General features: G+C 74.3%; 18 protein-coding genes. 10 read left to right on the top strand and 8 right to left on the bottom strand.

Annotation, left to right across the window (positions count from 1 at the left end):
- Window positions 1–343: 343 nt before the first annotated feature.
- Window positions 344–2,131 (bottom strand): ATP-dependent helicase, encoded by a 1,788-nt coding sequence (locus tag ACFVSL_RS09235; RefSeq protein ID WP_386941131.1) that lies wholly within the window; start codon window positions 2,129–2,131, stop codon window positions 344–346.
- An 11-nt stretch (window positions 2,132–2,142) separates the two neighbouring features.
- The gene (gene nudC, locus ACFVSL_RS09230) at window positions 2,143–3,063 is read right to left on the bottom strand and encodes an NAD(+) diphosphatase (protein ID WP_386940397.1); all 921 of its coding nucleotides are present in this window, start codon (window positions 3,061–3,063) and stop codon (window positions 2,143–2,145) included.
- Window positions 3,064–3,219: 156 nt separating this feature from the next.
- On the opposite strand from nudC, the gene ACFVSL_RS09225 reads away from it, so the two are divergent.
- A complete protein-coding gene (locus tag ACFVSL_RS09225; protein WP_386940395.1) occupies window positions 3,220–4,452 on the top strand; it encodes a phosphotransferase in 1,233 nt (410 codons plus the stop codon).
- Here ACFVSL_RS09225 and ACFVSL_RS09220 read toward each other — a convergent pair.
- Both ACFVSL_RS09220 and ACFVSL_RS09215 read right to left on the bottom strand, forming a co-directional pair.
- Window positions 4,365–7,775 carry a UvrD-helicase domain-containing protein gene (locus ACFVSL_RS09220; protein WP_386940394.1) on the bottom strand — a complete coding sequence of 1,137 codons (3,411 nt, stop codon included), beginning with the start codon at window positions 7,773–7,775 and terminating at the stop codon, window positions 4,365–4,367. The two genes, ACFVSL_RS09225 and ACFVSL_RS09220, sit on opposite strands and share 88 nt — an antisense overlap.
- On the bottom strand, window positions 7,772–10,930 hold the full coding sequence (locus tag ACFVSL_RS09215; RefSeq protein ID WP_386940391.1) for a PD-(D/E)XK nuclease family protein: 3,159 nt from the start codon (window positions 10,928–10,930) through the stop codon (window positions 7,772–7,774). Before ACFVSL_RS09215 ends, ACFVSL_RS09220 begins: the two co-directional genes overlap by 4 nt.
- Window positions 10,931–11,023: 93 nt before the next feature.
- Here ACFVSL_RS09215 and ACFVSL_RS09210 point away from each other — a divergent pair, with 93 nt between their 5' ends.
- The gene (locus ACFVSL_RS09210; RefSeq protein ID WP_026378876.1) at window positions 11,024–11,248 is read left to right on the top strand and encodes a DUF3107 domain-containing protein; all 225 of its coding nucleotides are present in this window, start codon (window positions 11,024–11,026) and stop codon (window positions 11,246–11,248) included.
- Window positions 11,249–11,250: 2 nt separating this feature from the next.
- Window positions 11,251–11,556 carry a hypothetical protein gene (locus ACFVSL_RS09205; protein ID WP_386940388.1) on the top strand — a complete coding sequence of 102 codons (306 nt, stop codon included), beginning with the start codon at window positions 11,251–11,253 and terminating at the stop codon, window positions 11,554–11,556.
- 167 nt (window positions 11,557–11,723) lie between these two features.
- Here ACFVSL_RS09205 and ACFVSL_RS09200 read toward each other — a convergent pair whose 3' ends face one another.
- Window positions 11,724–12,443, bottom strand: a complete 720-nt coding sequence (locus ACFVSL_RS09200; RefSeq protein ID WP_386940386.1) for a ferritin-like fold-containing protein — start codon at window positions 12,441–12,443, stop codon at window positions 11,724–11,726.
- A gap of 145 nt (window positions 12,444–12,588) precedes the next feature.
- Between ACFVSL_RS09200 and ACFVSL_RS09195 the strand changes: the two genes are divergently transcribed.
- Window positions 12,589–14,121 (top strand): DEAD/DEAH box helicase, encoded by a 1,533-nt coding sequence (locus ACFVSL_RS09195; RefSeq protein ID WP_386940384.1) that lies wholly within the window; start codon window positions 12,589–12,591, stop codon window positions 14,119–14,121.
- A gap of 119 nt (window positions 14,122–14,240) precedes the next feature.
- Here ACFVSL_RS09195 and ACFVSL_RS09190 read toward each other — a convergent pair whose 3' ends face one another.
- Window positions 14,241–15,128 (bottom strand): PHP domain-containing protein, encoded by an 888-nt coding sequence (locus ACFVSL_RS09190; RefSeq protein WP_386940382.1) that lies wholly within the window; start codon window positions 15,126–15,128, stop codon window positions 14,241–14,243.
- 90 nt (window positions 15,129–15,218) lie between these two features.
- Between ACFVSL_RS09190 and ACFVSL_RS09185 the strand changes: the two genes are divergently transcribed.
- Window positions 15,219–16,244, top strand: a complete 1,026-nt coding sequence (locus ACFVSL_RS09185; RefSeq protein ID WP_386940380.1) for an endonuclease/exonuclease/phosphatase family protein — start codon at window positions 15,219–15,221, stop codon at window positions 16,242–16,244.
- An 83-nt stretch (window positions 16,245–16,327) separates the two neighbouring features.
- Entirely contained in the window at window positions 16,328–17,902 is a 1,575-nt protein-coding gene (locus ACFVSL_RS09180; protein ID WP_386940379.1) for an aminopeptidase P family protein, read from the top strand.
- 12 nt (window positions 17,903–17,914) lie between these two features.
- On the opposite strand, the gene ACFVSL_RS09175 is transcribed toward ACFVSL_RS09180, so the two are convergent.
- Entirely contained in the window at window positions 17,915–18,295 is a 381-nt protein-coding gene (locus tag ACFVSL_RS09175) for a TIGR02611 family protein (RefSeq protein ID WP_386940377.1), read from the bottom strand.
- Window positions 18,296–18,395: 100 nt separating this feature from the next.
- Window positions 18,396–19,172: a general stress protein gene (locus ACFVSL_RS09170; RefSeq protein ID WP_386940375.1), complete on the bottom strand. Its 777-nt coding sequence runs from the start codon at window positions 19,170–19,172 to the stop codon at window positions 18,396–18,398.
- A gap of 79 nt (window positions 19,173–19,251) precedes the next feature.
- On the opposite strand from ACFVSL_RS09170, the gene ACFVSL_RS09165 reads away from it, so the two are divergent.
- Genes ACFVSL_RS09165 through ACFVSL_RS09150 form a run of 4 tightly spaced genes read left to right on the top strand, consistent with a single transcriptional unit; the run spans window position 19,252 to window position 23,269 of the window.
- Entirely contained in the window at window positions 19,252–20,580 is a 1,329-nt protein-coding gene (locus ACFVSL_RS09165; protein WP_386940373.1) for a magnesium transporter MgtE N-terminal domain-containing protein, read from the top strand.
- Window positions 20,567–21,088, top strand: a complete 522-nt coding sequence (locus ACFVSL_RS09160) for a DUF1003 domain-containing protein (protein ID WP_386940372.1) — start codon at window positions 20,567–20,569, stop codon at window positions 21,086–21,088. Before ACFVSL_RS09165 ends, ACFVSL_RS09160 begins: the two co-directional genes overlap by 14 nt.
- Window positions 21,078–22,274: an Mrp/NBP35 family ATP-binding protein gene (locus tag ACFVSL_RS09155; RefSeq protein ID WP_386940371.1), complete on the top strand. Its 1,197-nt coding sequence runs from the start codon at window positions 21,078–21,080 to the stop codon at window positions 22,272–22,274. The genes ACFVSL_RS09160 and ACFVSL_RS09155 overlap by 11 nt, the downstream gene beginning before the upstream one ends.
- A 53-nt stretch (window positions 22,275–22,327) precedes the next feature.
- Entirely contained in the window at window positions 22,328–23,269 is a 942-nt protein-coding gene (locus ACFVSL_RS09150) for a hypothetical protein (protein ID WP_386940370.1), read from the top strand.
- The last annotated feature ends 110 nt before the right edge of the window (window positions 23,270–23,379 follow it).

Below are 23,379 nucleotides of genomic sequence, written 5' to 3'. Positions count from 1 at the left end.
ACGCCGGCCCTCGTCGTGATCGCGGCGCACTGGGTCGTGCCGCCCGCGCGCCACCTGCCGTGGCTGCGCGCCGACGTCCCGCACCTCGCGGTCGTCGACGACGAGGCGGGTTGGCGCGTCGGTCCGCTCGTCGAACCCGGCACCGGCCCGTGCCTCCGCTGCCTCGAGCTCGCCCGGCGCGACCGCGACCCCGCGTGGCCGGTCATCGCCGCGCAGCTCGCCGGACGACCGGCACCGCCTGCGGCACGCGGCATCCGTGCGCTCGTCGACGCCGCCTCGGCTGCGGCCGCCGCCGTCGACGACCGGCTGCGCCTCGGTGAGACGCCCCTCGCCGAGCGGAGCCTCAGGCTCGGGGCCGCCGGCCGCTCGCAGGCTGCGAGCCATCGGCTGCACCCCGAGTGCGGTTGTCGAGCTCCTGGAGGAAGCGCGACGGCTCCCGCTCTCCGCGCTGCCCGTCGCCCAGGCGCGCCCAGCTCAGCTCGAGCCGGCGCCGTGCCCGCGTGAGCCCGACGTAGAGCAGCCGGCGCTCCTCGTCGATCGCGTCGAAGCCCTTCGCGTAGCTGATCGGCAGCATGCCCTCGCTGAGGCCGACGAGGTGCACCTCGTCCCATTCGAGGCCCTTCGCCGAGTGGAGCGTCGCGAGCGTGACGACCGCGAGCGCGGGCTCGTGCTGCGCCTCGGCGCGGGCCCGCAGCTCGTCGGCGAACTGGCGGAAGGTCGTGCCCTCGGGGGCGTCGTCGACGAGCCGGGCGATCGCGTTGAGCGACTCCCAGCGGGTGCGCACCGCGCCCGGGCCCTCGGGCGCCTGCACGCTCCAGCCGAGCGAGCGGAGCACGTCGCTCACCGACTTGAAGAGCGGCTCGCCGGTGATCGTGAGCGCAGCGGCGCGCAGGGCGTGCACGGCCTCGCGCACCTCGGGCTGCTCGAAGAAGCGCGCGGCCCCGCGCACCCGCGATCCGACGCCGACCTCGTCGAGCGCGCGCTCGAGGATCGCCGACTGCGAGTTGACCCGCATCAGCACCGCGATGCCCTCGGGGGCGACGCCGGCGTCGATGCGCTCCCTGATGCGGGTCGCCACTCCCCGGGCCTCGGCGAGGTCGGAGGCGTACTCGGTCACCACCGGCTCGGGCGCGCGCTCGCCGCGCGCGACGGCGGCGAGTCGCAGCGCGCCCTCGCGGCCGCGCATGAGCCGGTTCGCCGTGTCGACGATCTGGCCCGTCGACCGGTAGTTGCGTTCGAGGCGCACGACGGTCGCCTCGCTGTAGCGACGCTCGAACCCGAGCAGGTAGCTCGAGCTCGCCCCGGCGAAGGAGTAGATCGTCTGGCTCGCGTCGCCGACCACGCAGAGCTCGCTGCGATCGCCGAGCCACAGCTCGAGGAGCTGCTGCTGGGCCGGCGAGACGTCCTGGTACTCGTCGACGATGAAGTGCCGGTAGCTCTCGCGCACCTGCATCGCGACGGACGGCTCGGACTCGATCATTCCCGCGGTGGCGAGCAGCACGTCCTCGAAGTCGAGCATGCGCCGCTCGTCCTTCACCTGCTCGTACGACTCGACGAGCTCGAGGAACTGCTCGGCGGTGAGCCGCCCCGGCGCCCCGCGCATCGCGAGTCGTGCCGCGTACGACTCGGGGCCCTGCACGCTCACCTTGCGCCACTCGATCTCGGCGGCGACATCGCGCAGCGTGGCCACGTCGACCTTGAGCTTCACCCGCTCGGCGGCCTGGCCGAGCAGGCGGCCCTTGTAGTCGAGCACGCGCGGGGCCGGACCGCCGACCACGATCGGCCAGAAGTGGTTGAGCTGCGCGAGCGCCGCGGCGTGGAAGGTGCGCGCCCGGACGGCGCCCGCCCCGAGCGAGCCGAGTCGCGCGCGCAGCTCTGCGGCGGCCCTCGAGGTGAAGGTGAGCGCCATCACCCGCGCGGGGTCGTACGCACCCGAGGCGACGCCGTAGGCGATGCGGTGCGTGATCGCCCTCGTCTTGCCAGTGCCGGCACCGGCGAGCACGCAGACCGGGCCGTGCAGCGCCTCGGCGACGACCCGCTGCTCGGCGTCGAGTCCGTCGAGGAGGGGATCGCCCGTGACGACCCCGGCGTCGAGGTCGTCGAGCGGGCCCGCGTCGGGGGCCGCGTGGATGCCCGGGCCCGTCACGAGGCCGACCACGCGGGGGCGGGATCGGGCGCCGTCACCGGCCCGCCGTACCACTGCTCGATGAGCCAGCGCGCGATCGACGTCTCACCCGGCAGCGTCACGCCGCCCCACGACTCGGCGAGCTCCTCGCGGCTGAACCAGCGGAGCTCGAGGATCTCCTCGCCGTCGGGCTTCGCGGTCGCAGGGTCGACGCCCGGTGCGATCCGCGCCGCGAACCCCAGCATGAGGCTCGCCGGGAACGGCCACGGCTGCGAACCGCGGTACTCGACCCGGTCGACGGCGAGTCCGGCCTCCTCGTGGATCTCGCGCACGACGGCCTCCTCGAGCGACTCGCCCGGCTCGACGAAACCGGCGAGGAGCGAGAACCGGCGCTGCTCCCACAGCGCGTTCGACCCGAGCAGCAGCCGGTCGTCGTCATCGGTGACGAGCACGATCACGGCCGGATCGGTGCGCGGGAACAGCATCGCGGCATCCGCATCGCAGCGCCTCGCCCACCCCGCCTGCACCGGCGTCGTCGTCGCCCCGCACCGCGGGCAGAAACCGTGCGACGCGTGCCAGTTCGCGAGCGCGAGCGCCTCGACGAAGAGCCCGGAACCGAGCTCGTCGAGCTGCGTCGCCGCGGTGCGCAGCCCGACCCAGCGCGCCTCCTCGGGCTCGACCGCCGCGGCGGTCTCGTCGTCGACGACGCGCACCTCGTAGGCGACCGCCGGTGCGTCGCCGCGACCGAGGTAGGCGCGGAGCGAGCCCGCGGGGGCATCGGCCGGGCGCAGGAGCTCGATCGCCGGCGCCGACCCGTCGACCTGCTCGGCGAGGAGCACCCGGTCGCCGTGGACGAGCAGCACCCGCGACGCGGGGTCGGCGTCGAAGTCGTCGAAGATCACCGGATCGGCGCGCCGCTCGGCGTCGCGATCGATCACGGCCCGTGCGAACGGTGGAGTCGGGCCCGGATCGTTCACTTCGCCCCTCTCGCGGCTGGATGCGGAGTCGGCGGGAAGGTGTGGCGGTCGCCCGTCGCCGGGTGATGCCTGCTTAAGCTGAATGCCATGGCCAGACCCCCTCTCACTCTAGCCGCGTTGGCCACGGCAGCGGTGCCCGGACTCGAGGTCAGCGCCGCGCGGGCGCACACGCGGCGCAGCCACGGGGCCTTCGACGCCGTCGAGTTCCGCACCACCGACGACCGCCACCTCATCATCCGCGTCCCGCGTTCGCAGGCCGCGGAGTCCGAGCAGTCCGCCGACCTCGTGGCGCTCCGCGCCCTCACGGCCGGCATCCGCGGCCGCCTCGACTTCGCGGTGCCGTCGTTCGTCGGCCAGGCGCCCATCGACGGCACGCGCGCCGTCGTCACCGACTTCATCCCCGGGGCGGTCTCGACCGCCGACCAGCTGACCGCGCACGACCGGCTCGCCGAGTCGGTCGGCCTCGCGATCGCCGCGATCCACTCCCTGCCGACGGGGTTCGTCGGCGACGCGGGCCTCACCAGGCAGGATGCCGCGGAGACCCGTGAGTCGGTCGTCGCCCTCATCGGCCGCGCCGCCGACACCGGGCGACTCCCCGCGGCGCTCCTGCGCCGCTGGGAGGAGGCCACCGACGACGACACGCTCTGGCGGTTCCGTCCGACGGTCGTGCACGGCACGCTCACCGCCGACTCCATCCTGAACGACGGCGAGACCGTGACCGGGGTGATCGGCTGGTCGGGGCTCGCGGAGGGCGATCCGGCGCGCGACCTGCACTGGCTGCTGACCTCGCGCGGCGCCGCGGCCGAGCGCGCGCTCGGCGCCTACATCGCGGCCCGCGCGGGCGGCGCCGACGCGCACCTGCCGCAGCGCGCCCTGCTCTACGGCGAGCTCGAGCTCGCACGATGGCTGCTGCACGGCATCGACGAGCGCGACGACGCGATCGTCGAGGACGCGGTCGGCCTCCTCGACGGGCTCGTCGAGAGCGTCCACGACCATTCGAGCGAGCCGCTCTCGCCCGACACGGGCCCGATCCTCGCCGTCGGCGACGTCGAGCGGATGCTCGACGAGACCCCGCTCGACCGGCTTCCCGCCGAGCGCGGCGGGGCGATGCTCACCGACAGCTACGACTTCTCGGAGCTCGACCGGCACGAGCCCCGCTCGGCCGGGGCACCGCCCATGGATGCCACGGCGCCGATCCCGCTCGACCTCAGCGACTGGGGCGACGCGGCACCCGACGGCGGCTCGCGCGGGTCGGAGCGCGATCACGCCCGCGGCGACGAGGGCTCGACCGGTGCACCGTCGGACGAGGTCACCGACGACCAGGCGCGCCGCAACTCCGCCTCGTCGTAGATCCGGTCGGGCCTGATGACCCGGTCGTCCTCGACGAAGTAGAAGACGGCGTCGACGACGGCGGGGTCGACCCCGGCCCAGCTCGCGTACGCGAGGCGGTAGAGCGCGAGCTGGGTCTGCTTGAGCTCGAGGTCGCGCGCGTCGCGAGGTGCCTTGCCCGTCTTCCAGTCGACGACCTGCACGCGGATGCCACGGGCACCGAGCTCGGACTCGGGCGCGATGTCGTAGACGGCGTCGAGCTTGCACACGAAGACGTTGCCGCCGATGGGGAGGTGCAGCTCGAGCTCGACGGCGGCCGGCCTGCGGTCGCCCCACTCGGAGGCGGCGAAGGTGGCCTGGAGCGCGCGGAGGCGCTCGGGTGCGATGTCGCCGCGCTCGGGGTCGACGGCGACGGTCTCGTCGTCGGGCCCGGCGCCCTCGCCGTGCTCGCCGAGGGCGTCGAGGTCGTCGAGTCCGCCGAAGCCGTCGAAACCGTCGAAACCGTCGACGCCGTCGACGGATCGGCCGACGTCGTCGGATCGGTCGGATCCGTCGTCCCATGAGCCCGGGCCGAGGCCGTCGAGTCCGTCGAACTCGTCGACCGCGGCGAGCGCGCGCTGCTCGACCCACTCGTGGAAGAGCGTGCCGATGCGCGTCGCCCGGAACGGTCGCTGCGGCATGGGCCGCCGGAGCCCCGCGGCGACCGCGAGCGGGTCGTCGACGTAGTCCTTGAACCGCGACGCGGGCACGCGCACGGGGATGTCGGGCGCCTCCGCCGGCTCGTGGCGGCGTCGGCGCTCTTCGAGCAGCAGCCGGAGCTCGTCGGCGAGACGCGGACCGATGCCCGCACCGCTCGGCCGGAGGGCGGCGGTGCGCACGGCCTCGGCCGCCGCCTCGACGGCCGCGCGCCGGTGGCCGAGGGGGTCGAGCGGCCAGCTCGCGCGCTCGGCCGTGCCCGTGCGCGGGTTCTCATCGTGCTCCGGCGCCCCCGGGAGGACGTCGAGCGGCACGACGCCCGCCTGCACGAGCTCGCGCAGGAACGGGCTCGGCTGGCGCGGCGCCTTCTGCGTCGACCACCACGAACCGGTGAGCAGCAGTTCGGTGCGGGCGCGCGTCAGCGCGACGTAGGCGAGGCGGCGCTCCTCCTCGGCGTGGCGCTCGCGATTCTCGTCGGCGAACGCCGAGACGGCGGCGTCGAACTCGGCCTGGCTCTGCACGCCGCGCCACTGCAGCTCGGGCAGCTCGTCGGCGTCGCCCTTGAACTCGTTCGGCAGCTCGCCGAACGCGAGCCACCCCTTCGTCGAACGCGGCTTCGACGGCACCTCGGCGTCGACCATGCGCGGGATCGCCACGAGGTCCCATTCGAGGCCCTTCGATCCGTGGATCGAGAGCACCTGCACGGCACCGGGCTCGGGCTCGTCCTGGCGGGGCGAGAGCCGGTCGCGCTGCTCGGCCTCGGTGAGCCAGGTGAGGAAGGCCCCGAGCGTCGGCTGCTCGCTCATCTCGACGAAGCCGATGAGCAGTTCGTCGAACGCCTCGAGGCTCGGCGCGCCGAGCGGCTGCTCGGCGTTGGCCGCCACCTCGAGGTCGAGCAGCAGCTCCTGCTGCACGAGGCTCACGAAGTCGATGAGCCCGAGGCCCGCGCGGCGGCGGAGCGCCTGGAGCTGGGCCCCCGCGCGCCGCATGCGTGCGAGCCCCGTCTCGCTGAAGCCGCGGAGCGCCGAGTGCTCGTCGGGTGCGGTGAGGAGGAAGTCGAGGGCGTCGACGATCGACGGCGACTCGTCGACGGCGATCGAGGTGCGCAGGCCGCGCCGGACCTCGTCGGCGAGGCGCCGGTTGGCGAGGTCGCGATCGGCGAGCCACTTGGCGAGCGAGCGCAGGGCGTCGAGGTCGGCGGGGCCGATGCGCCAGCGGGCGCCGCCGAGCACCCGGACGAGCTCGGACCCGGCCGACGGGTCGTGCACGACGCGGAGCACGCACACGAGGTCGGCGATGACCGGCTGGTCGAGCAGCCCCGCCATGCCGAGCACGTGCACAGGCACCCCGCGTGCGCGCAGCGCCTCGGTGAACACGTCGACGTTGGCGAAGGTGCGGCAGAGCAGCGCCCCGCTCGCGCCCTCGCCTGCGCGGCCGAGCCGCTTCGCGAACCAGTCGGCGACCGACGCCGCCTCGTCGTCGATGGTCTCGCTCCAGCCCACGTCGAGGCGCCCCGGCCCGGCGAACGGCGACGCGCTGAGCGGCGCCTTCGGGATGCCCGCGTCGAGCGGGGCGATGAGCGCGTTCGCGGCGTCGAGCACGATGCGGGGATTGCGCCAGCTCGTCGAGAGGTCGTAGACGGCCGCATCGCCGCCGGCCGCGAAGTCGCGCCCGAAGCGGGCGAGGTTCGCGGCACTCGCGCCGCGCCAGCCGTAGATCGACTGGTCGGGGTCGCCGACGGCCATGACGGCGTGGCCGCCGAAGAGCACCGAGAGCAGGCGTGTCTGCACGACGCTCGTGTCCTGGTACTCGTCGAGCAGGACCGTGCGGTAGCGCTCGCGGTGCGCGGCGACGACCTCGGGGTGTCGCTCGCAGATCGCGAGTGCGAGCGAGACCTGGTCGGAGAACTCGACGAATCCGCGCTGCTGCTTGACCGTGGCGTAGGCGTCGGCGAGCTCGAGGAGCGGCGGCAGCGCGCCGACGACGCCCAGCGCGTCGACGAACGTCGCGAAGTCGGTGCGCTTGCGGGGCGCCTCGATCGGCAGCCCCTCCATCTGGAGGAAGTCGCGCACCATCACGCGCACGTCGCGGCTCTCGGCCACGTTCTCGGCGAGCGCCCGGCTGAGGCCGAGCACGGCCCCGGTGACCTTCTCGAGGGAGGCGTCGAGCTCGACGAGCCTGGGGTCGGCCGAGGCGGCCACGACCCCGCGCGCGAGCTGCCAGGCCGCGGCCTCGCCGAGCACCGAGGCATCGGGCTCGCGCCCGATGAGCATCGCGTGCTCGCGGTAGATCGAGCTCGCGAAGGCGTTGTAGGTGCCGACCGCCGCCGACTCGATCGGGTCGAGCGCGACGGCGGCGATGCCCTCGCCGACGAGCTGCGCCACCCGATCGCGCACGCGCTCGGCCAGCTCGCCCGCGGCCTTGCGGGTGAAGGTGAGGCCGAGCACCTCGGGCACCTCGACATGCCCGTTCGCGAGGAGCCACACCACGCGGTTCGCCATCGTCTCGGTCTTGCCGCTGCCGGCACCGGCGACGACGATGCTCTGGCCGTGCGGATCGGCCTCGATGACCGCGCGCTGCTCGGGCGTCGGTGCGTGCAGGCCGAGGCGGGTGGCGATCTCGAGCGCGCTCAGCGCCGGCCCGCTCACGCCGACACCGCCGGCACGAGGTGCACCCGATACTGCCAGGCCCCGAAGCGAGAGCCGAAGCCGAGCTCGGCCGGCCCGTCGAACGCACCGCCGGCCATCGTGCGAGCGACCGCATCGAGCCGCTCTCGGAACTCCGCCTCCGCCTCGTCGTCGAACGGCTGCTGCGCCCGCTCGGTGTAGCCGTTGCCCGAGGCCGGCTTCGCGAGGTAGACGAGCTTCGCCCCGCCGAGGACGCCGCGGTTCGGCACCGCGCCGGCGCGAGCGGCCAGCTGGTAGGCGGCCAGCTGCGGATGCGCGGCCGTCTGCGCGGCCGTCGGCGGCGTGCGACCCGTCTTCAGATCGACGATGACCGTCGTGCCGTCGCCCGAAGCCTCGACCCGGTCGATCGTGCCCGTGATGCGCACGCGCCCGAGCTCGAGCGAGAACCGACCCTCCGCCTCGAGCAGCACCTTGCCGTCGTCGGCGAAGCCGGCGAGGTAGTCGGCCGCGCCCTCGGTCATCCGCCGCGCGCCGCGCCGCTCGCGCTCGGCGACCCAGCCCGCCTCGAAGCGGATGTCGCGCAGGCGCTCCTCGACGCCCGCCCACAGCGTCTCGATGCTCGTGTCGCCGTCGTCTCGCGCCCCGGCCTCCTCGACCACGGCGTGCACGATCGTGCCGATCGAGGCGGCGATGCCCGACGGCGGCGACGCCACGTGGTCGATGAACCAGCCGAGCGGCGACTCCTCGACGCGATCGATCTGCGACGGGGAGACGGCCACGACCGCGTCGGGGTCGCCCTCGAGGTCGACGAGGGGCGCCGTCGTCGAGGGCGCAGCCAGCCCGTACCAGTCGTCGGGGTGGGCGCCGGGAACGCCGGCCTCGGCGAGCAGCGCGAGCGCGGCCGGCGCCTCCCCCGCGGGCGACGCCGCCGTCTCGCGCCGGAGCGCACCGACGAGGCCCCGGAGGTGCAGCGGACGGCCGCGCGGCGCGCGCAGCCGATCGGGCGCGTAGCCCATGAGCATCGAGGGCTGCTCGTCGTCGTTCGCGGTGCAGCTGAGCACGAGCTGGCGTTCGGCGCGCGACGCGGCGAGCGCGAACAGGCGCAGCTCGTCGCTGCGCACGGCGATGCGCGCCTCGGGCACGGATTCGACGGTCGGCAGCGGCTCGCCCGCGCGCACGGCCGCGGCGGTGCGCGCGAGGAGCCCGGCATGCAGCAGGGTGCCGCGTGGACGGAGGTTCGGCCAGACCCCGTCTTGGAGGCCCGCGACGACGACCACCTCGAACGAGCGCCCGATGAGCGCCGGCGGCGTCGTCACGAGCACCGTCTCGGCGCTGCGCTGCGGCGCGAGCGAGTCTTCGGGCAGCTCGCTCGCGAGCACCTCGTCGACGAACCGCACCGCGGGGGCGTCGGGCTCGCGCTCGACGAAGCGCTGCGCGGCGGCGAAGAGCGCCACCGCGGCGTCGAGCGAGCGGTTCGCCTCGTCGGCGAGCACGCCGGTGCCCGCCGCCTGCGCCCCCCACTCGGCGGCGAGGCCGCTGCCCTCCCAGAGGACCCAGAGCAGTTCTTCGACGGTGCGGCCGCGCACGGCCTCGGCACGCGCCTTGGCGACGAGCCGTGCGAGCCGTGCGGCGCGCCGGGCCGGGGCCGCGTCGATCGAGTCGAAGCCGCCCGGCGCGCCGAGCGCCTCGACGAGCAGCTCGTCGCCCGTGCGGTCGCCGCCGTTCGCGAGCTCCTCGTGGCGGAGGGCGAGCCGCAGGCGTCGGAGCCCCACGCCGTCGAGGCGCCCAATGGGCCCGGTGAGCAGCGCGACCGCGAGCTCGGCGGTGAGCGGCTCGCGCTCGAGCACGAGCGAGGCGGCCGTGAGCAGGGCCGCGGCGGCCGGGGCGTCGCGGAGCGCGGTGCGCGCCGCGCTGCCGGCGGTCGGCACCTCGGCGAGCGCGAGCCCGCGCTCGAAGGCCGGCACGTCGCCGCCGGAGCGGAGGACGACCGCCATCTCGGACCACGGGACGCCGTCGAGGAGGTGGCGCTCGCGGAGCACGGCGGCCACGGCGCGGCACTCGGCGGCGTGCGAGGGCGCCTCGATGCCGAGGACGGGTGCGAGCGACGCCCGCGTCGGCCCGGCCGGGGTGCGGGCGGCCCGGCCCTGCGGCGCCGAGCCCGCCGAGGCGTCATCGGCCCCCGCCACCGTGGCGACCCGGTGGGCGCCGCCGAGGGCCGCGCCGATGTGAGCGGTCGCGGACTGCACGACGGCGCGGAGCTCGGCCGTGCCGCGGTGCACGACGGGCAGCACGTGCCGCTCGACCTGCGCCCCGTCGAGCACGTTCGAGAGGGCGCCGAGCAGCTCGGGCCGCCCGCCGCGGAAGCCGTTGCTCGCGACGTCGGGGTCGCCGATCGCGATCACCTGGACCCCGCGCGCGGCGAAGGCGCCGAGGAGTGCGGCGGTGGCCTCGGTGGCCTCCTGGGCGTCGTCGACGACGATGAGCCTGAGGCGGGCGAGCAGGCCGAGCGCGGCTGCGGCACCGGCGTCGTCGACGCTTCGGCGCACCACGGCCGCCGCGAAGGCCGCGAGCTCGGCGGAGTCGAACTGGTCGGGGCGCAGCTGGGCCTTCACCTCGTCGTACTCGGCGAGGAAGTCGGCCGCCGCAACCCACTCGGGGCGCTCGCAGCGCCGACCGAGCCGGGCGAGCGCCTCGGCGTCGACGCCGTGCTCGACGGCGCGCATGAGCAGGTCGCGCAGCTCGGTGCGGAACCCGCGCAGCACACGCACCTCGGGCGTGAGCGGGTCGGGCCACTCGGGGCCGAAGCCGTCGCGGATGCCGCCGTCGAGCAGCTCGCCGACGATGTGGTCGTGCTCGGCGCCCGTGAGCAGCGTCACCGAGGCGCCCGTGTACGCGCGCACGAGCTGGAACGCGATCGAGTTCGCGGTGCGGGCGAGCGGGCCGCGCGTCGTGAGGCCGAGGCGCACGGCGAGCGCGTCCCGGAGCGCGGTCGCCGCGGTGCGGGTCGCCGAGACGACGAGCACCTCGTCGCTCGAGTGGCCGAGCCGTTCGATGCGGTCGGCGACGAGCTCGATCGCGAGGCCCGTCTTGCCGCTGCCGGGTGCCCCGAAGACCGCCGCGTGAGCGCCGCCCGAGAGGTCGCGCACGAGATCTGGAACGGTTCGGGTGCCCTGCATGTCGGCAACGTTAACCCGTTCCGCCGACAGTGAACGCGAACGGCTCGGCACGGCACGATGTGTAGGGTTTGAGCAAGAGCAGAAAGGCGCACCGTGGACGTTCGCATCGGCATCCAGAACTCTCCCCGTGAACTCGGGTTCGAGACCTCGCAGTCGGCCGCAGAGGTCGAGCAGGCGGTCGCGGCGGCCCTCGCCGGGCAGTCTCCCCTGCTCAAGCTCGCCGACGACAAGGGCACGGTCTTCGTGGTGCCCGCCGCAGCGCTCGCCTACGTCGAGATCGGCTCGGAAGAGTCGCGTCGCGTCGGCTTCGTCGCCTGACGATGGAGCTCCTCTTCATCACCCTCGGCGGCGCCATCCTCGGCATCGCCGCGCACTTCGCGCTCCCCTACCGCCAGATGCGCGGCGTCGCGCTCGTGCCCTCGATCGGCGCGGCCGTCGCCGCCGTCGTGTGGGTCGGGCTGACGTGGCTCGGCTGGGCGTGGGACGGCGGGTGGATCTGGGTGGTCTCGCTCGTCGCGGCCGGCCTCGCCTCGGCCGCGGCGGCCTACCTCATCGGCCCCGGCCGGCAGAAGGCGGATGCCGCGCTCTTCGAGCGCCTCTCCCGCCCGGGCGCCAGCCGCGCCTGACTCGCTCGGTGCGGGCCGCGAGCGGCTCGCACCGGCGACACGGCCCGCCCTCGTGGCATTCGACCCGCTCGGTGCGGGCCGCGAGCGGCTCGCACCGGCGACACGGCCCGCCCTCGTGGCATCCGGCGATCGCATCTGCCCGGGCGCCCCGTTCGGGCCGAACCGCGTCAGGCCGTGAGCCCGAGCGCGTCCATGCGACGCGTGTGCTCGGCGATGAGCTCGGTGAAGACCGGCTCGACCCGCTCGCCGGCGGTGCGATCCGCCGACTCCGAGGCGCGCAGCGCCGAACGGGCGACGAGCAGGGTGTCGCCGACGATGCTGCGGCCCCACAGCGCGAGCCGATCGGCGAGGCCCGGTTCGGCCTCGATCGCGGCGCGCAGCTCGGCCTCGAGCACCTCGGCGATGCCGCCCTCGGCGAGGATGCCGCGGACGCGTGCGCCGAGCACCGTGGGAAGCCCCTCGGCGAGGCGCGAGAAGTAGTCGTCGAGCATGCCCGAGGTGACGTGCACGCCGAGCAGCAGCTCGTGCCAGTCGGCACCGGCCGTCGACTCGCCGAGCCGATCGGTCGCGGGCGCGAACGGCACCATGACCGCCTCGGGCTCGACGCCGAGGTGACGCAGCTCGGCGATGAGCTCGTGGTGGCGGCGGAGGGCGACGCCGGCTGCGGCGCTCAGCCCCTCCTTCGAGCGCATCGACGGAGCGCCGACCACGGCGGTCGACAGGCTCTCGAAGAACTCGAGCTGGATGTACGCGGCCTGCCCGAGGAACGGCACGGGCTCGGGCACGAGCTCGGAGAAGTCGACCTTCGTGACCTCCGTCGGGGCGACCCGGGGTCGCAGCCGCGGAAGCTCGGGGCGCGCACCGCGCCTGCTGGACCAGAACACCACGAACACAGCCTATCCGAGGCGCACAGGGACTCTCCGATAGGGTGTAAGGGCATGCGGACATCGGATCCGCGGCCGTGCGCCCGGGGTTGAAGTCGAGGCGCACCTCACGACCTTCATTCCCGAAGCACGACCGACAGGCAGATTTGTGACCACCTTCACCGACCTCGGCATCGCGTCCGACATCGTCGACGCACTCGCCGGGAAGGGCATCGTCGATGCCTTCCCCATCCAGGAGCAGACCATCCCCCTCGCCCTCTCGGGCCAGGACATCATCGGCCAGGCGAAGACCGGCACCGGCAAGACCTTCGGGTTCGGCCTCCCGCTGATCCAGCGGCTCGGCGACGACCCCGCCCCCGGCGTCAAGGCGCTCGTGGTCGTGCCGACCCGCGAGCTCGCGGTGCAGGTCTCCGAAGACCTCGAGCTCGCCACCTCGAACCGCCCCACCAAGATCGTCTCGATCTACGGCGGCAAGGCGTACGAAGGCCAGATCGAGCAGATCAAGGCCGGCGCCCAGATCGTCGTCGGCACCCCGGGGCGTCTCCTCGACCTCGCGAGCCAGCGCCTCCTGAACCTCGGCGAGGTGCAGGAGATCGTGCTCGACGAGGCCGACAAGATGCTCGACCTCGGCTTCCTCTCCGACATCGAGAAGATCTTCTCCAAGGTGCCGGCCGTGCGTCACACCATGCTCTTCTCGGCGACCATGCCCGGCCCGATCGTCGCGCTCGCGCGCCGCTTCATGTCGAAGCCGATCCACATCCGCGCGAACGACCCCGACGAGGGCCTCACCCAGGCGAACATCAAGCACCTCGTGTACCGCGCGCACTCGCTCGACAAGGACGAGGTGATCGCGCGCATCCTCCAGGCCGAGGGCCGCGGCAAGACCGTCATCTTCACGCGCACCAAGCGTGCGGCCGCCAAGCTCGTCGAGGAGCTCAACGACCGCGGCTTCAACGCCGCGGCGGTGCACGGCGACCTCAACCAGGACCAGCGCGAGCGCGCGATGGCGGCCTTCAAGGCCGGCAAGAAGGACGTGCTCATCGCGACCGACGTCGCGGCGCGCGGCATCGACGTCGACGACGTCACGCACGTCATCAACCACACGATCCCCGACGACGACAAGACGTACCTGCACCGCGCGGGCCGCACGGGCCGCGCCGGCAAGACGGGCATCGCCGTCACGTTCGTCGACTGGGACGACCTGCACAAGTGGGCGCTCATCAACCGCGCCCTCGAGTTCGGCCAGCCCGAACCGACCGAGACCTACTCGTCGAGCCCGCACCTCTTCACCGACCTCGACATCCCCGCCGGCACCAAGGGCCGCCTGAAGCCGGCCGCCCCCGCGGCCAGCGCGACGCGCTCGAGCACCGCCGGCCGCAGCGACCGCGGCGGCCGTCGCGAGGGCAACGGCGAGCGCCGCGAGGGCGACGGCGAGCGCGCACCGCGCACCCGCAACCGTCGCCGCACGCGCGCGGGCGAGCCCACCACGGGCGAGTCGGCGCCGGCGAAGGCCGATGCCGCGGGCGACGCCCCCGCCGTCAAGGAGCCGGGCACCGGCACCCACGACGGCAAGGGCCACGAGCACCACGACGGCAAGCCCGCTCCGCGTCGTCGCCGCCGTCGCGGCGGTGCCGGGCGCACGGGCGCCGCAGGCTCGGCTCCGGCCGCGCCGCAGGTCTAGGCGGCCGGGGCCCCACGGCCCCCGCGCCGAATCTCCGACAGGACGAGCGCGTCGGCACCCCCGCTCCGGGGCGTGCCGGCGCGCTCGTCCTGTTGAAGCGAAGAAGCCGAGCCGCGCGGCTACATCTCCCGCACAGCGGGCGGCAGCACCACCGCGGCCCCGCGCCCCTCGGCGACGAGCCGCGCGACGACGTCGGGCGCGGTGCGGCACTCGCCCAGGCGATTCGTCTTGCCGGTGCCGTGGTAGTCGCTCGAGCCGGTGATCGCGAGCCCGAACCTCGCGGCGAGCTCCCGCAGCCGGGGCTTCGCGTCCGCCTGGTTCTCGGGGTGGTCGACCTCGAGCCCGAAGAGCCCGGCGTCGACGAGCTGGCCGAGGCGCTTGGGCGGCACGATCCGCTCGGCGCCTCGCGTGCCCGGGTGCGCGAGCACCGGCACGCCGCCGGCCTCGCGGATGAGGCGGACCCCGGTGAGCGGGTCGGGCGCGTAGTGCGGCTGCGCATAGCCGGCGCTCGGGTGCAGGATGCCGGAGAACGCGGCCGACCGCGTCTCGACGAGGCCGCGGGCGACGAGGGCGTCGGCGATGTGCGGGCGCCCGATCGTCGCACCCTCGGCGGTCTGGGCGAGCACGTCGTCCCAGCTGAGGTCGTAGTCGCGCCCGATGCGGCGCACGATCTGCTCGGCCCGCGTGAGGCGCGACTCGCGGATGCGCGCCGTCTCGGCGAGGAGCGACTCGTCGAGCGGGTCGATCAGGTAGCCGAGCAAGTGCACGCTCGCGAAGCCCTCGCGCGTCGACAGCTCCATGCCGGGGATGAGGGCGACCCCGGTCTCGTCGACCGCGGCGGCTGCCTCGGCCCAGCCGCTCGTCGAGTCGTGGTCGGTGAGCGCGACGCCCCAGAGCCCGGCCGCGGCCGCCTGCCGCATGAGCTCGGCGGGCGCCTCCGTGCCGTCCGACACCGTCGAGTGGGTGTGCAGGTCGGCTTCGCCGGGAACGGCGCGGGCATCGGACATCCCCCAATGCTATCGACGCCCCGCGGCGGAGCGGCGGGCGCGCGGTGTTCACCGGGCGTTCCCAGAGTCGATGCACCTAGTGTGGATGGAATGCTCCCCCGCATCCTCGGCTGGGTCGTCGTACTCGGCACCGCCGCCGCCGCGCTCGTGCTCGTCTGGCCGCAGGCGTTCGGCCTGCAGAACCAGTGGATCGCGGCCCATGTGGTCGCCCTTCGCGGGGTGGCCGCGGTCTGCGGCGGCGTCGCCGCGGTGGTCTTCGCGCTCCTCGCGATCCCCCGCCGCTCGCGCCGCTTCGCGATCGCGATGGCCGTCGTCTTCGCCCTCTTCGCGGGCGGCAACGTCGCGGTGCTCGCGGTGCGCGGCGCCGGCAGCGTGGACGCCGTCGGCGCGGCCCCGCCCGATTCGGTGACGGTGCTGGCGTGGAACACCCTCGGCGAGGTGCCCGACGCGTCGACCATCGCGGGCCTCGCCCTCGACGAGGGCGCCGACGTCGTCGTGCTGCCCGAGACCACCGACCCGCTCGGCGAGGAGGTGGCGATCGCGATGCGCGAGGGCGGGGCGCCCATGTGGGTGCACACGCTCGCCTACGACGACGTGGCGAAGGCCAGGTCGACGACGCTGCTGATCAGCCCCGAGCTCGGCGACTACGAGGTCGTCTCCGCCGAGGCGCCCGGCCCGCCCGGCAACACGAACACGCTGCCGAGCGTCGTCGCCGACCCCGTCTCGGGCGACGGGCCCCGCATCGTCGCCGTGCACGCGGTCGCGCCGATCCGCTGGGAGCTGCGCAACTGGCGCAGCGATCTCGACTGGCTCGCCGAGCAGTGCACGGGCGAGAACGTGATCATGGCGGGCGACTTCAACGCGACGGTCGACCACTTCGCCGGCCGCGGCGTCGACGGCGGCGACCTGGGCCGGTGCCGGGATGCCGCGGCCGCGGCCCGCTCGGCGGCGCTCGGCACCTGGCCGGCGAGCGTGCCCGAGCTGCTCGGCAGCCCGATCGACCACGTGATGGCGACGCCCGGCTGGACGGTCGAGCGCTTCGAGGTGATCGGCACCCTCGACGACGCGGGCAGCGACCACCGTCCGATCGCGGCGACGCTCGTCCGCGCCGGCTGAGCCGTTCGCGCGGCTCCCTCCGCCGATGGCTCGGCGCGCTCCGCGGCGGCTCGGCGCGCAGCGGGCGGTGCGAGAATGGAGGCATGGCGAACTCGAGCGACACCTCCACCACTGAGACCGCGGCTCCGGCCACCACGAACGGCGACGAGGCCGGGCGCAACGCGAACCGCTCGACGACGCCGGGCTCAGAGGGTTTCAAGAACTTCATCGGCACCGGCTGGGCCGAGCGCGACGAGGCGCTGCCGCAGGCCAGGCCGCAGGCCGCCCACGCAGCCGAGCGCCGTGCGAAGGTCTCGGCCGCGTTCCCCGGCCAGCGCCTCATCATCCCCGCTGGCGACATGAAGCAGCGCGCGAACGACACCGACTACCCGTACCGCGCGCACTCGGCGTTCGCGCACCTCACGGGCTGGGGCTCCGACTCGGAGCCGGGCGCCCTGCTCGTGCTCGAGCCGACCGGCGACTCCGGCCACGAGGCGACGGTGTACTTCCGCGAGCGCGCGGGCCGCGACTCCGAGGAGTTCTACGCCAACGCCGCGATCGGCGAGTTCTGGATCGGGCCCCGTCCCTCCCTCGCGCACGTCGCGGCCGACCTCGCCGTCGCGACCCGCGACATCCACGACTTCGACGCGGTCGTCGACGCCGTCGACACCGCGACGCTCGTCGTCCGCGAGGCCGACGCCGCCGTGACCGAGCGCATCGACCACGCCCGCATCCGCTTCGCCGCCGAGCGCGTGCTCAGCGAGAACGCGCAGGACTCGGCGTTCTCGCTCGAGGTCGGCGGCGAGCACGAGCCCGACGGCGAGCTCGCCCGCGTCGTGAGCGAGCTGCGCCTCGTGAAGGACGACTACGAGATCGCCGAGATGCGCGCCGCGATCGACGCGACCGAGCGCGGTTTCGGCGAGGTGCTCGCCGAGCTCCCCCGCATCACCGCCGAGGTGCGCGGAGAACGCGTCATCGAGGGCGTCTTCGCGACCCGCGCCCGCCTCGACGGCAACGACGTCGGCTACGGCTCGATCGCGGCGGCCGGCCCGCACGCGACCATCCTGCACTGGACCCGCAACGACGGCCCCGTCGTGCCGGGCGACCTCGTGCTGCTCGACGCGGGCGTCGAGATGGACTCGTACTACACGGCCGACATCACGCGCACCTTCCCGGTCAACGGCACCTTCTCGGCGGTGCAGCGACAGGTCTACGAGGCCGTGCTCGAAGCGGCCGACGCCGCGTTCGCGATCGTGAAGCCGGGCATCGTGTTCCGCGAGGTGCACGCCGCGGCGATGCAGGTCATCGCGCGCAAGACCGCCGAGTGGGGCTTCCTGCCGGTGTCGGCCGAGGAGTCGCTCGAGCCCGAGAACCAGTTCCACCGCCGGTACATGGTGCACGGCACGAGCCACCACCTCGGCCTCGACGTGCACGACTGCGCGCAGGCCCGCCGCGAGCTCTACATGGACGGCGTCATCGAGGCCGGCATGATCTTCACGATCGAGCCGGGCCTCTACTTCCAGCCCGACGACCTGACGGTCCCGGCCGAGTTCCGCGGCATCGGCGTCCGCATCGAGGACGACATCCTCGTGACCGCCGACGGCGCCGAGAACCTCTCGGTGCGCATCCCCCGCACCGTCGATGCCGTCGAGGCGTGGGTGCAGGGCGCGCGCGGCTGACGCCGGGTCGACTCAGGAGGCCGGGTTCGCCGCGCGCGCAGCGCGGCGGGCCCGCCACCAGGCCCAGAAGCGGGCGAGGAGCCGTTTGATGAACGCGGCGAGGCGCTTCGCCCACGCGAACTCGGTGCCGAGGACGGCGAGGCCGACGAACACGACGAGCCAGCCGGGGCCGGGCAGCGGCACGAGCAGCAGCCCGCCGACCGCGATGACGCCGCCGAGCACGCCGACAATCACGCGGTAGACGCGACGCAGCACCGGCCGGTCGTCCAGACGGGCGCGGATGCCCCGGAGCAGGCGCCGCAGCGGCCGGTCGGCCCGCTCGCCCTCGGCGATCTCGCGGTCGATCTCGAGTTCGAGTCCCGGCCCCGGGTCGTCCGGCTCAGTGCGCGTCATGGCGACACGATATATCGCGAGTCTGGGAGAGGGCCGGGCCCCCGACCGCACCGGAGAAGGTGCGCCGGGCCCCTGGGCCGACGAGACGGCTCGGGCGGGCTTACGCCTCGCGGTCGCCGGCCTCGGCGGCGCGACGGGCGCGCTGCTCGGCCTCACGGGCCTCGCGCGCGGCGCGACGTGCGGCGTCCTGGGCCTCGCCGTAGGTGAGCCCGCGAGGAGCCTCCTCGGCAGGGGCGGCCGGTGCGGATGCCTCGCCGTCGGCGCCGTCGGCGCCGTCGGCGTTCGCCGCGTTCGTGCCGGCGGAAACCGTCGGCTCGGCGGGTGCGGCCGGTGCGGCCGGCGGCGCGACGACGACGGTCGTCTGCCCCGGTGCGGGCGGGAACACCTGGCCGGAGGTGCCGAGCACGTTGCGGGCCCGCGCCACGTGGGCGGGCTCGGCGATGATCGCGTAGCGGGTGGCGAGCACCTGCATGACCGAGGTGAAGTCGCGCCGGCGGCGGTTGACCGAGTACGAGACGACGCTGAAGATCATGCCGAAGCCGGCGCCGATGAGCACCGCGGCGCCGAGGATGCCCAGCGAGGCGCCCGACGGGGCGAAGATGAAGAACAGGAGCCCGAGGAAGAGGCCGAACCACGCACCCGACAGCGCGCCGGCCCCGGCGGCGCGGCTCCAGGTGAGCCTGCCGGTGATGCGCTCGACGCTCGTGAGGTCGGTGCCGACGATCGCGAGCTCCTTCACGGGGAACTCGGCCTTCGAGAGCTGGTCGACCGCGGCCTGCGCCTCGGCGTAGGTCTCGAAGCTCGCCACGGTCTCGCCCTTCGGCAGCGTCGGGAGCTCGCGGCCGGCACGGCCACCGTACGGCGTCTGGTTGGTCACCCGCCCATTCTCCCATGCCGGGGTGCTGCGGGGCCGGAATGAGGCCCGCGACGGGGCATCCGGGGGCTAAGTTGGATTCGTGAGCGCAACGAGAGTCTTCGTCGCCCGACTCGCCGGGTGCGCCGTCTTCGACCCCGCCGGCGATCGAGTCGGCAAGGTGCGCGACGTCCTCGTCGTGTACCGCAAGAGCGACCCTCCGCGCGTCGTCGGCCTCATCGTCGAGATCCCCGGCAAGCGCCGCGTCTTCGTCTCGATCGGCCGCGTCACCTCGATCGGCGGCGGCCAGATCATCACGACCGGGCTCATCAACCTGCGCCGCTTCGAGCAGCGCGGCGGCGAGGTGCGCGTCATCGCCGAGATGCTCGGCCGCAAGGTGCTGTTCAACGACGGCTCGGGCACGGCGACCATCGAGGACGTCGCGATCGAGGAGCAGGAGCCCGGCGAGTGGGAGGTCGACCAGCTCTTCGTCCGGCGGCCCAAGGGCGCCTCGCCGTTCTCGAAGGGGCAGTCGGCCTACGTCACCTGGCGCGAGGTGCGCGAGCAGACGTCGAAGGGCGAGGCCCAGTCGGCCGAGCAGCTCATCGCGACCTACTCCGAGCTGAAGCCCGCCGACCTCGCGTCGACCCTGCTCGACCTCCCGGCGCAGCGCCGGCAGGAGGTCGCCGAGGAGCTGCCCGACGACCGCCTCGCCGACGTGCTCGAGGAGATGCCCGAGTCCGACCAGGTCGTCATCCTCGCGGGCCTCGGCGACGACCGCGCCGCCGACGTGCTCGACCACATGCAGCCCGACGACGCCGCCGACCTCATCGCCCAGCTCCCCGAGGAGCGCGGCGAGCACCTGCTCGAGCTCATGGAGCCCGAGGAGGCCGAGGACGTCCGCTTCCTGCTCTCCTACGGCCCCGACACGGCCGGCGGCCTCATGACCACCGAGCCGATCATCGTGTCGGCCGACGCGACGGTCGCCGAGGGGCTCGCGCTCATCCGCCGCCACGACCTGCCGCCGGCGCTCGGCGCCGCCGTCTGCGTGACGCTGCCGCCGTACGAGCCGCCGACGGGCCGGTTCCTCGGCATCGTGCACTTCCAGCGGATGCTGCGCTACCCGCCGCACGAGCGGCTCGGCACCCTGATCGACCAGGGTCTCGAGCCGGTGACGGCCGACACCTCGGCCGCCGAGGTGAGCCGCATCCTCGCGAGCTACGACCTGGTGTCCGTGCCGGTCGTCGACGAGAAACACCGACTCGTCGGGGTGGTGACGATTGACGACGTGCTCGACTACCTGCTGCCCGATGACTGGCGAAGTCACCCAGAGGAAGACGAGCTGGCCAAGCGCAGCACCGCGCGGGCGCAGCTGACGACGGGAAGCATCCCGATCCCATACGGAAGGAGGGGAGCAGATGGCACGCGCTGAGTCGGAGGACCGTCGATTCGATACGCCGAAGGGCATCCGCCGGAACGCCCCCTTCCGCGGGGGCTCGGGCGACAACGACCGCTTCGGGCGCTTCACCGAGTGGGTGGCGCGCGGCATGGGCACCCCGGCCTTCCTGCTCGGGCTGTCGGTGTTCGCCATCGGCTGGATGGCATGGAACACCTTCGCGCCCGAACCGTGGCGGTTCGACTCGATCGCGATCGGCTTCACGGCGCTCACCCTCGTGCTCTCGCTCCAGGCGAGCTATGCGGCCCCGCTCATCCTGCTCGCGCAGAACCGGCAGGACGACCGCGACCGCGTGCAGATCGAGCAGGACCGGCAGCGCGCCGAGCGCAACCTCGCCGACACCGAGTACCTCGCCCGCGAGGTCGTCGCCCTGCGCCTCGCCGTGAAGGACCTGGCCTCGAAGGAGTTCATCCGGGCCGAGCTGCGCTCGATCCTCGACGAGCTCGACCGTCGCGACGAGGAGGAGGCCGAGCATGCCGGCTGAGCCGGTCGAGACGTCGACCCCGCTCGAGCAGGCCGTGCTGCGCGCGCTCGAGTCGGTCATCGACCCCGAGATCCGCAAGCCCATCACCGAGCTCGACATGGTCGAGCGCGTCGTCGAGGCCGGCGACGGCCGGGTGGATGTCGGCATCCGCCTGACGATCGTCGGATGCCCCGCCTCCGACCGGATCGAACGCGACGTGCGACAGGCCGCCGAATCGGTGGCCGGGGCCGGCAACGCCGCCGTCGAGCTCTCGGTCATGACGCCCGAGCAGCGCGCGGCGCTCACCGAACGGCTGCGCGGCGGCCGGGCGCGCACGAACCCCTTCGGGCCGGGCTCGCTCACGAAGGTGATCGCGGTCACGAGCGGCAAGGGCGGCGTCGGCAAGTCGACGGTCACGGCGAACCTCGCGGTGGCGCTCGCGGCGCGCGGCCTCTCGGTCGGGCTCGTCGACGCCGACGTGCACGGCTTCTCGATCCCGGGGCTGCTCGGCCTCGTCGACGACGACGGTCTCGCGGCCCGCCCCACGCGGGTCGACGACATGATCCTGCCCCCGGTCGCACACGGGGTGAAGGTCATCTCCATCGGCATGTTCGTCGAGCCGACCGCCCCCGGCGGGCGCGCCTCGTCGACGGCGGTGGCCTGGCGCGGGCCGATGCTGCACCGCACGCTCTCGCAGTTCCTCACGGACGTCTACTTCGGCGACCTCGACGTGCTGCTCGTCGACCTGCCGCCCGGCACCGGCGACATCGCGATCTCGCTCGGGCAGTTGCTGCCGAACGCCGAGGTCGTCGTCGTGACGACCCCGCAGGCCGCCGCGGCCGACGTCGCCGAGCGCTCGGGCGTCGTCGCCCGGCAGACGGGCCAGCGCATCGTGGGCGTCGTCGAGAACATGGCCGCGCTCGTGCAGCCCGACGGCAGCCTCCTCGAGCTCTTCGGCTCGGGCGGCGGCGAGCTCGTCGCCGAACGGCTCTCGCAGGGCGCCGACGGCGCCACGGTCGAGCCGGTGCCGCTGCTCGCGAGCGTGCCGCTCAGCATGGCGCTGCGACAGGGCGGCGACACGGGGGTCCCGGTCGTCGTCGCCTCGCCCGACGACCCCGCGGCCCGCGCGATCGAGCAGGTCGCCGCGGCGCTCTCGGCGATGCCGCGTTCGCTCGCAGGACGCCGACTCGACGTCTCGGTCCGGTGATCCGGATGCCACGCGCTGCAGCCTGTCGGCGGGGCGCGTGGCGGTTCGGGGCCGTGTCAGGGGCGCCGACGTCGATCGCGTCCCCGCCTCGACGCGCTGCCCGCTCGGTCGCGGTGCTGGTGCTGCTCGGCTCGCTCGCGGCCTGCAGTGCGCCGTCCCCGATCGACGACCCCGATCCGCCGCCGCTGCCCGAGGGCCTCAGCGCGGGCGTGCAGCAGGGCCGGCTCGACGTCGAGGCCCGTCGGATCGTGGTGCACCTCGAGAACGCCGGCCCGACGCCGGTGTCGATCGGGCGGGTCGAGCTCGACGTGCCCGCGCTCGGCGCCGTGCTCGAGTACACCGACGTCGTCGAGCTCTCGGCCGACGACGCGATCGACCTGCGCCTCGAGCTGCCGCCGCCGGGATGCGCGAGCGACGAGGAAGCAGGCGATGCCGACGCGGCCGGCGAGTCGGCCGGCGACGGCGAGCCGGTCGTCCGGCTGAAAGGCCGCGCGGAGGGCGCCACGCGGGACTTCGTCGGAGAGCTCGCCCCCGACGACCCCTTCGACACGCTCCCCCGAATCGTCGCGGGCGACTGCCTCGAGTCGTCGGTCGGCGAGGTCGCGACGATCTCGATGCCCGAGCACCTGCGCGTCGAGGGCGCGGGCGCCGCGCAGCGCGCGTGGATCGACGTCGCCGTCGACCCGGTCGACTCGGGCGACGGCTCGCTCGAGATCTCGCTCGTGCGCGGCTCGACGCTGCTCGGCAACGAGGCCGGAACCGACTGGCCGCTCGAGCTCGACGTCATGCCGGGCGATGCGCCCTCGGTCGTGCCGCTCGCGGTGCGCCCCGCACGATGCGACCCGCACGTGCTCGCCGACGACAAGCGCGGCACGATCCTCGCCTTCGTCGTCGAGACCGGCGACGGCCGCTCGGGCATGATCGACCGGCCGTCCTCAGACGGGCTGAAGGCCGAGCTCTACGACTACGTCACCGAGCGCTGCGAGCTCCAGTAGCCTCGGCGCACTCGCTCACCGACGCGCTCGCCCGGGGCTCCCCCACCTGCGCCCGTCGGGCGTTCGCGGAAACGCCATGCCAGTTCCGCCTCATCGAGGGGAGGCGGAAT

Origin of the sequence: Agromyces sp. NPDC058064 (assembly GCF_042885275.1) — a bacterium.
GTDB lineage: Bacteria > Actinomycetota > Actinomycetes > Actinomycetales > Microbacteriaceae > Agromyces.
The sequence above is the reverse complement of the archived record's forward strand: the minus strand, read 5'-3'. Positions and strand labels throughout refer to the sequence as shown.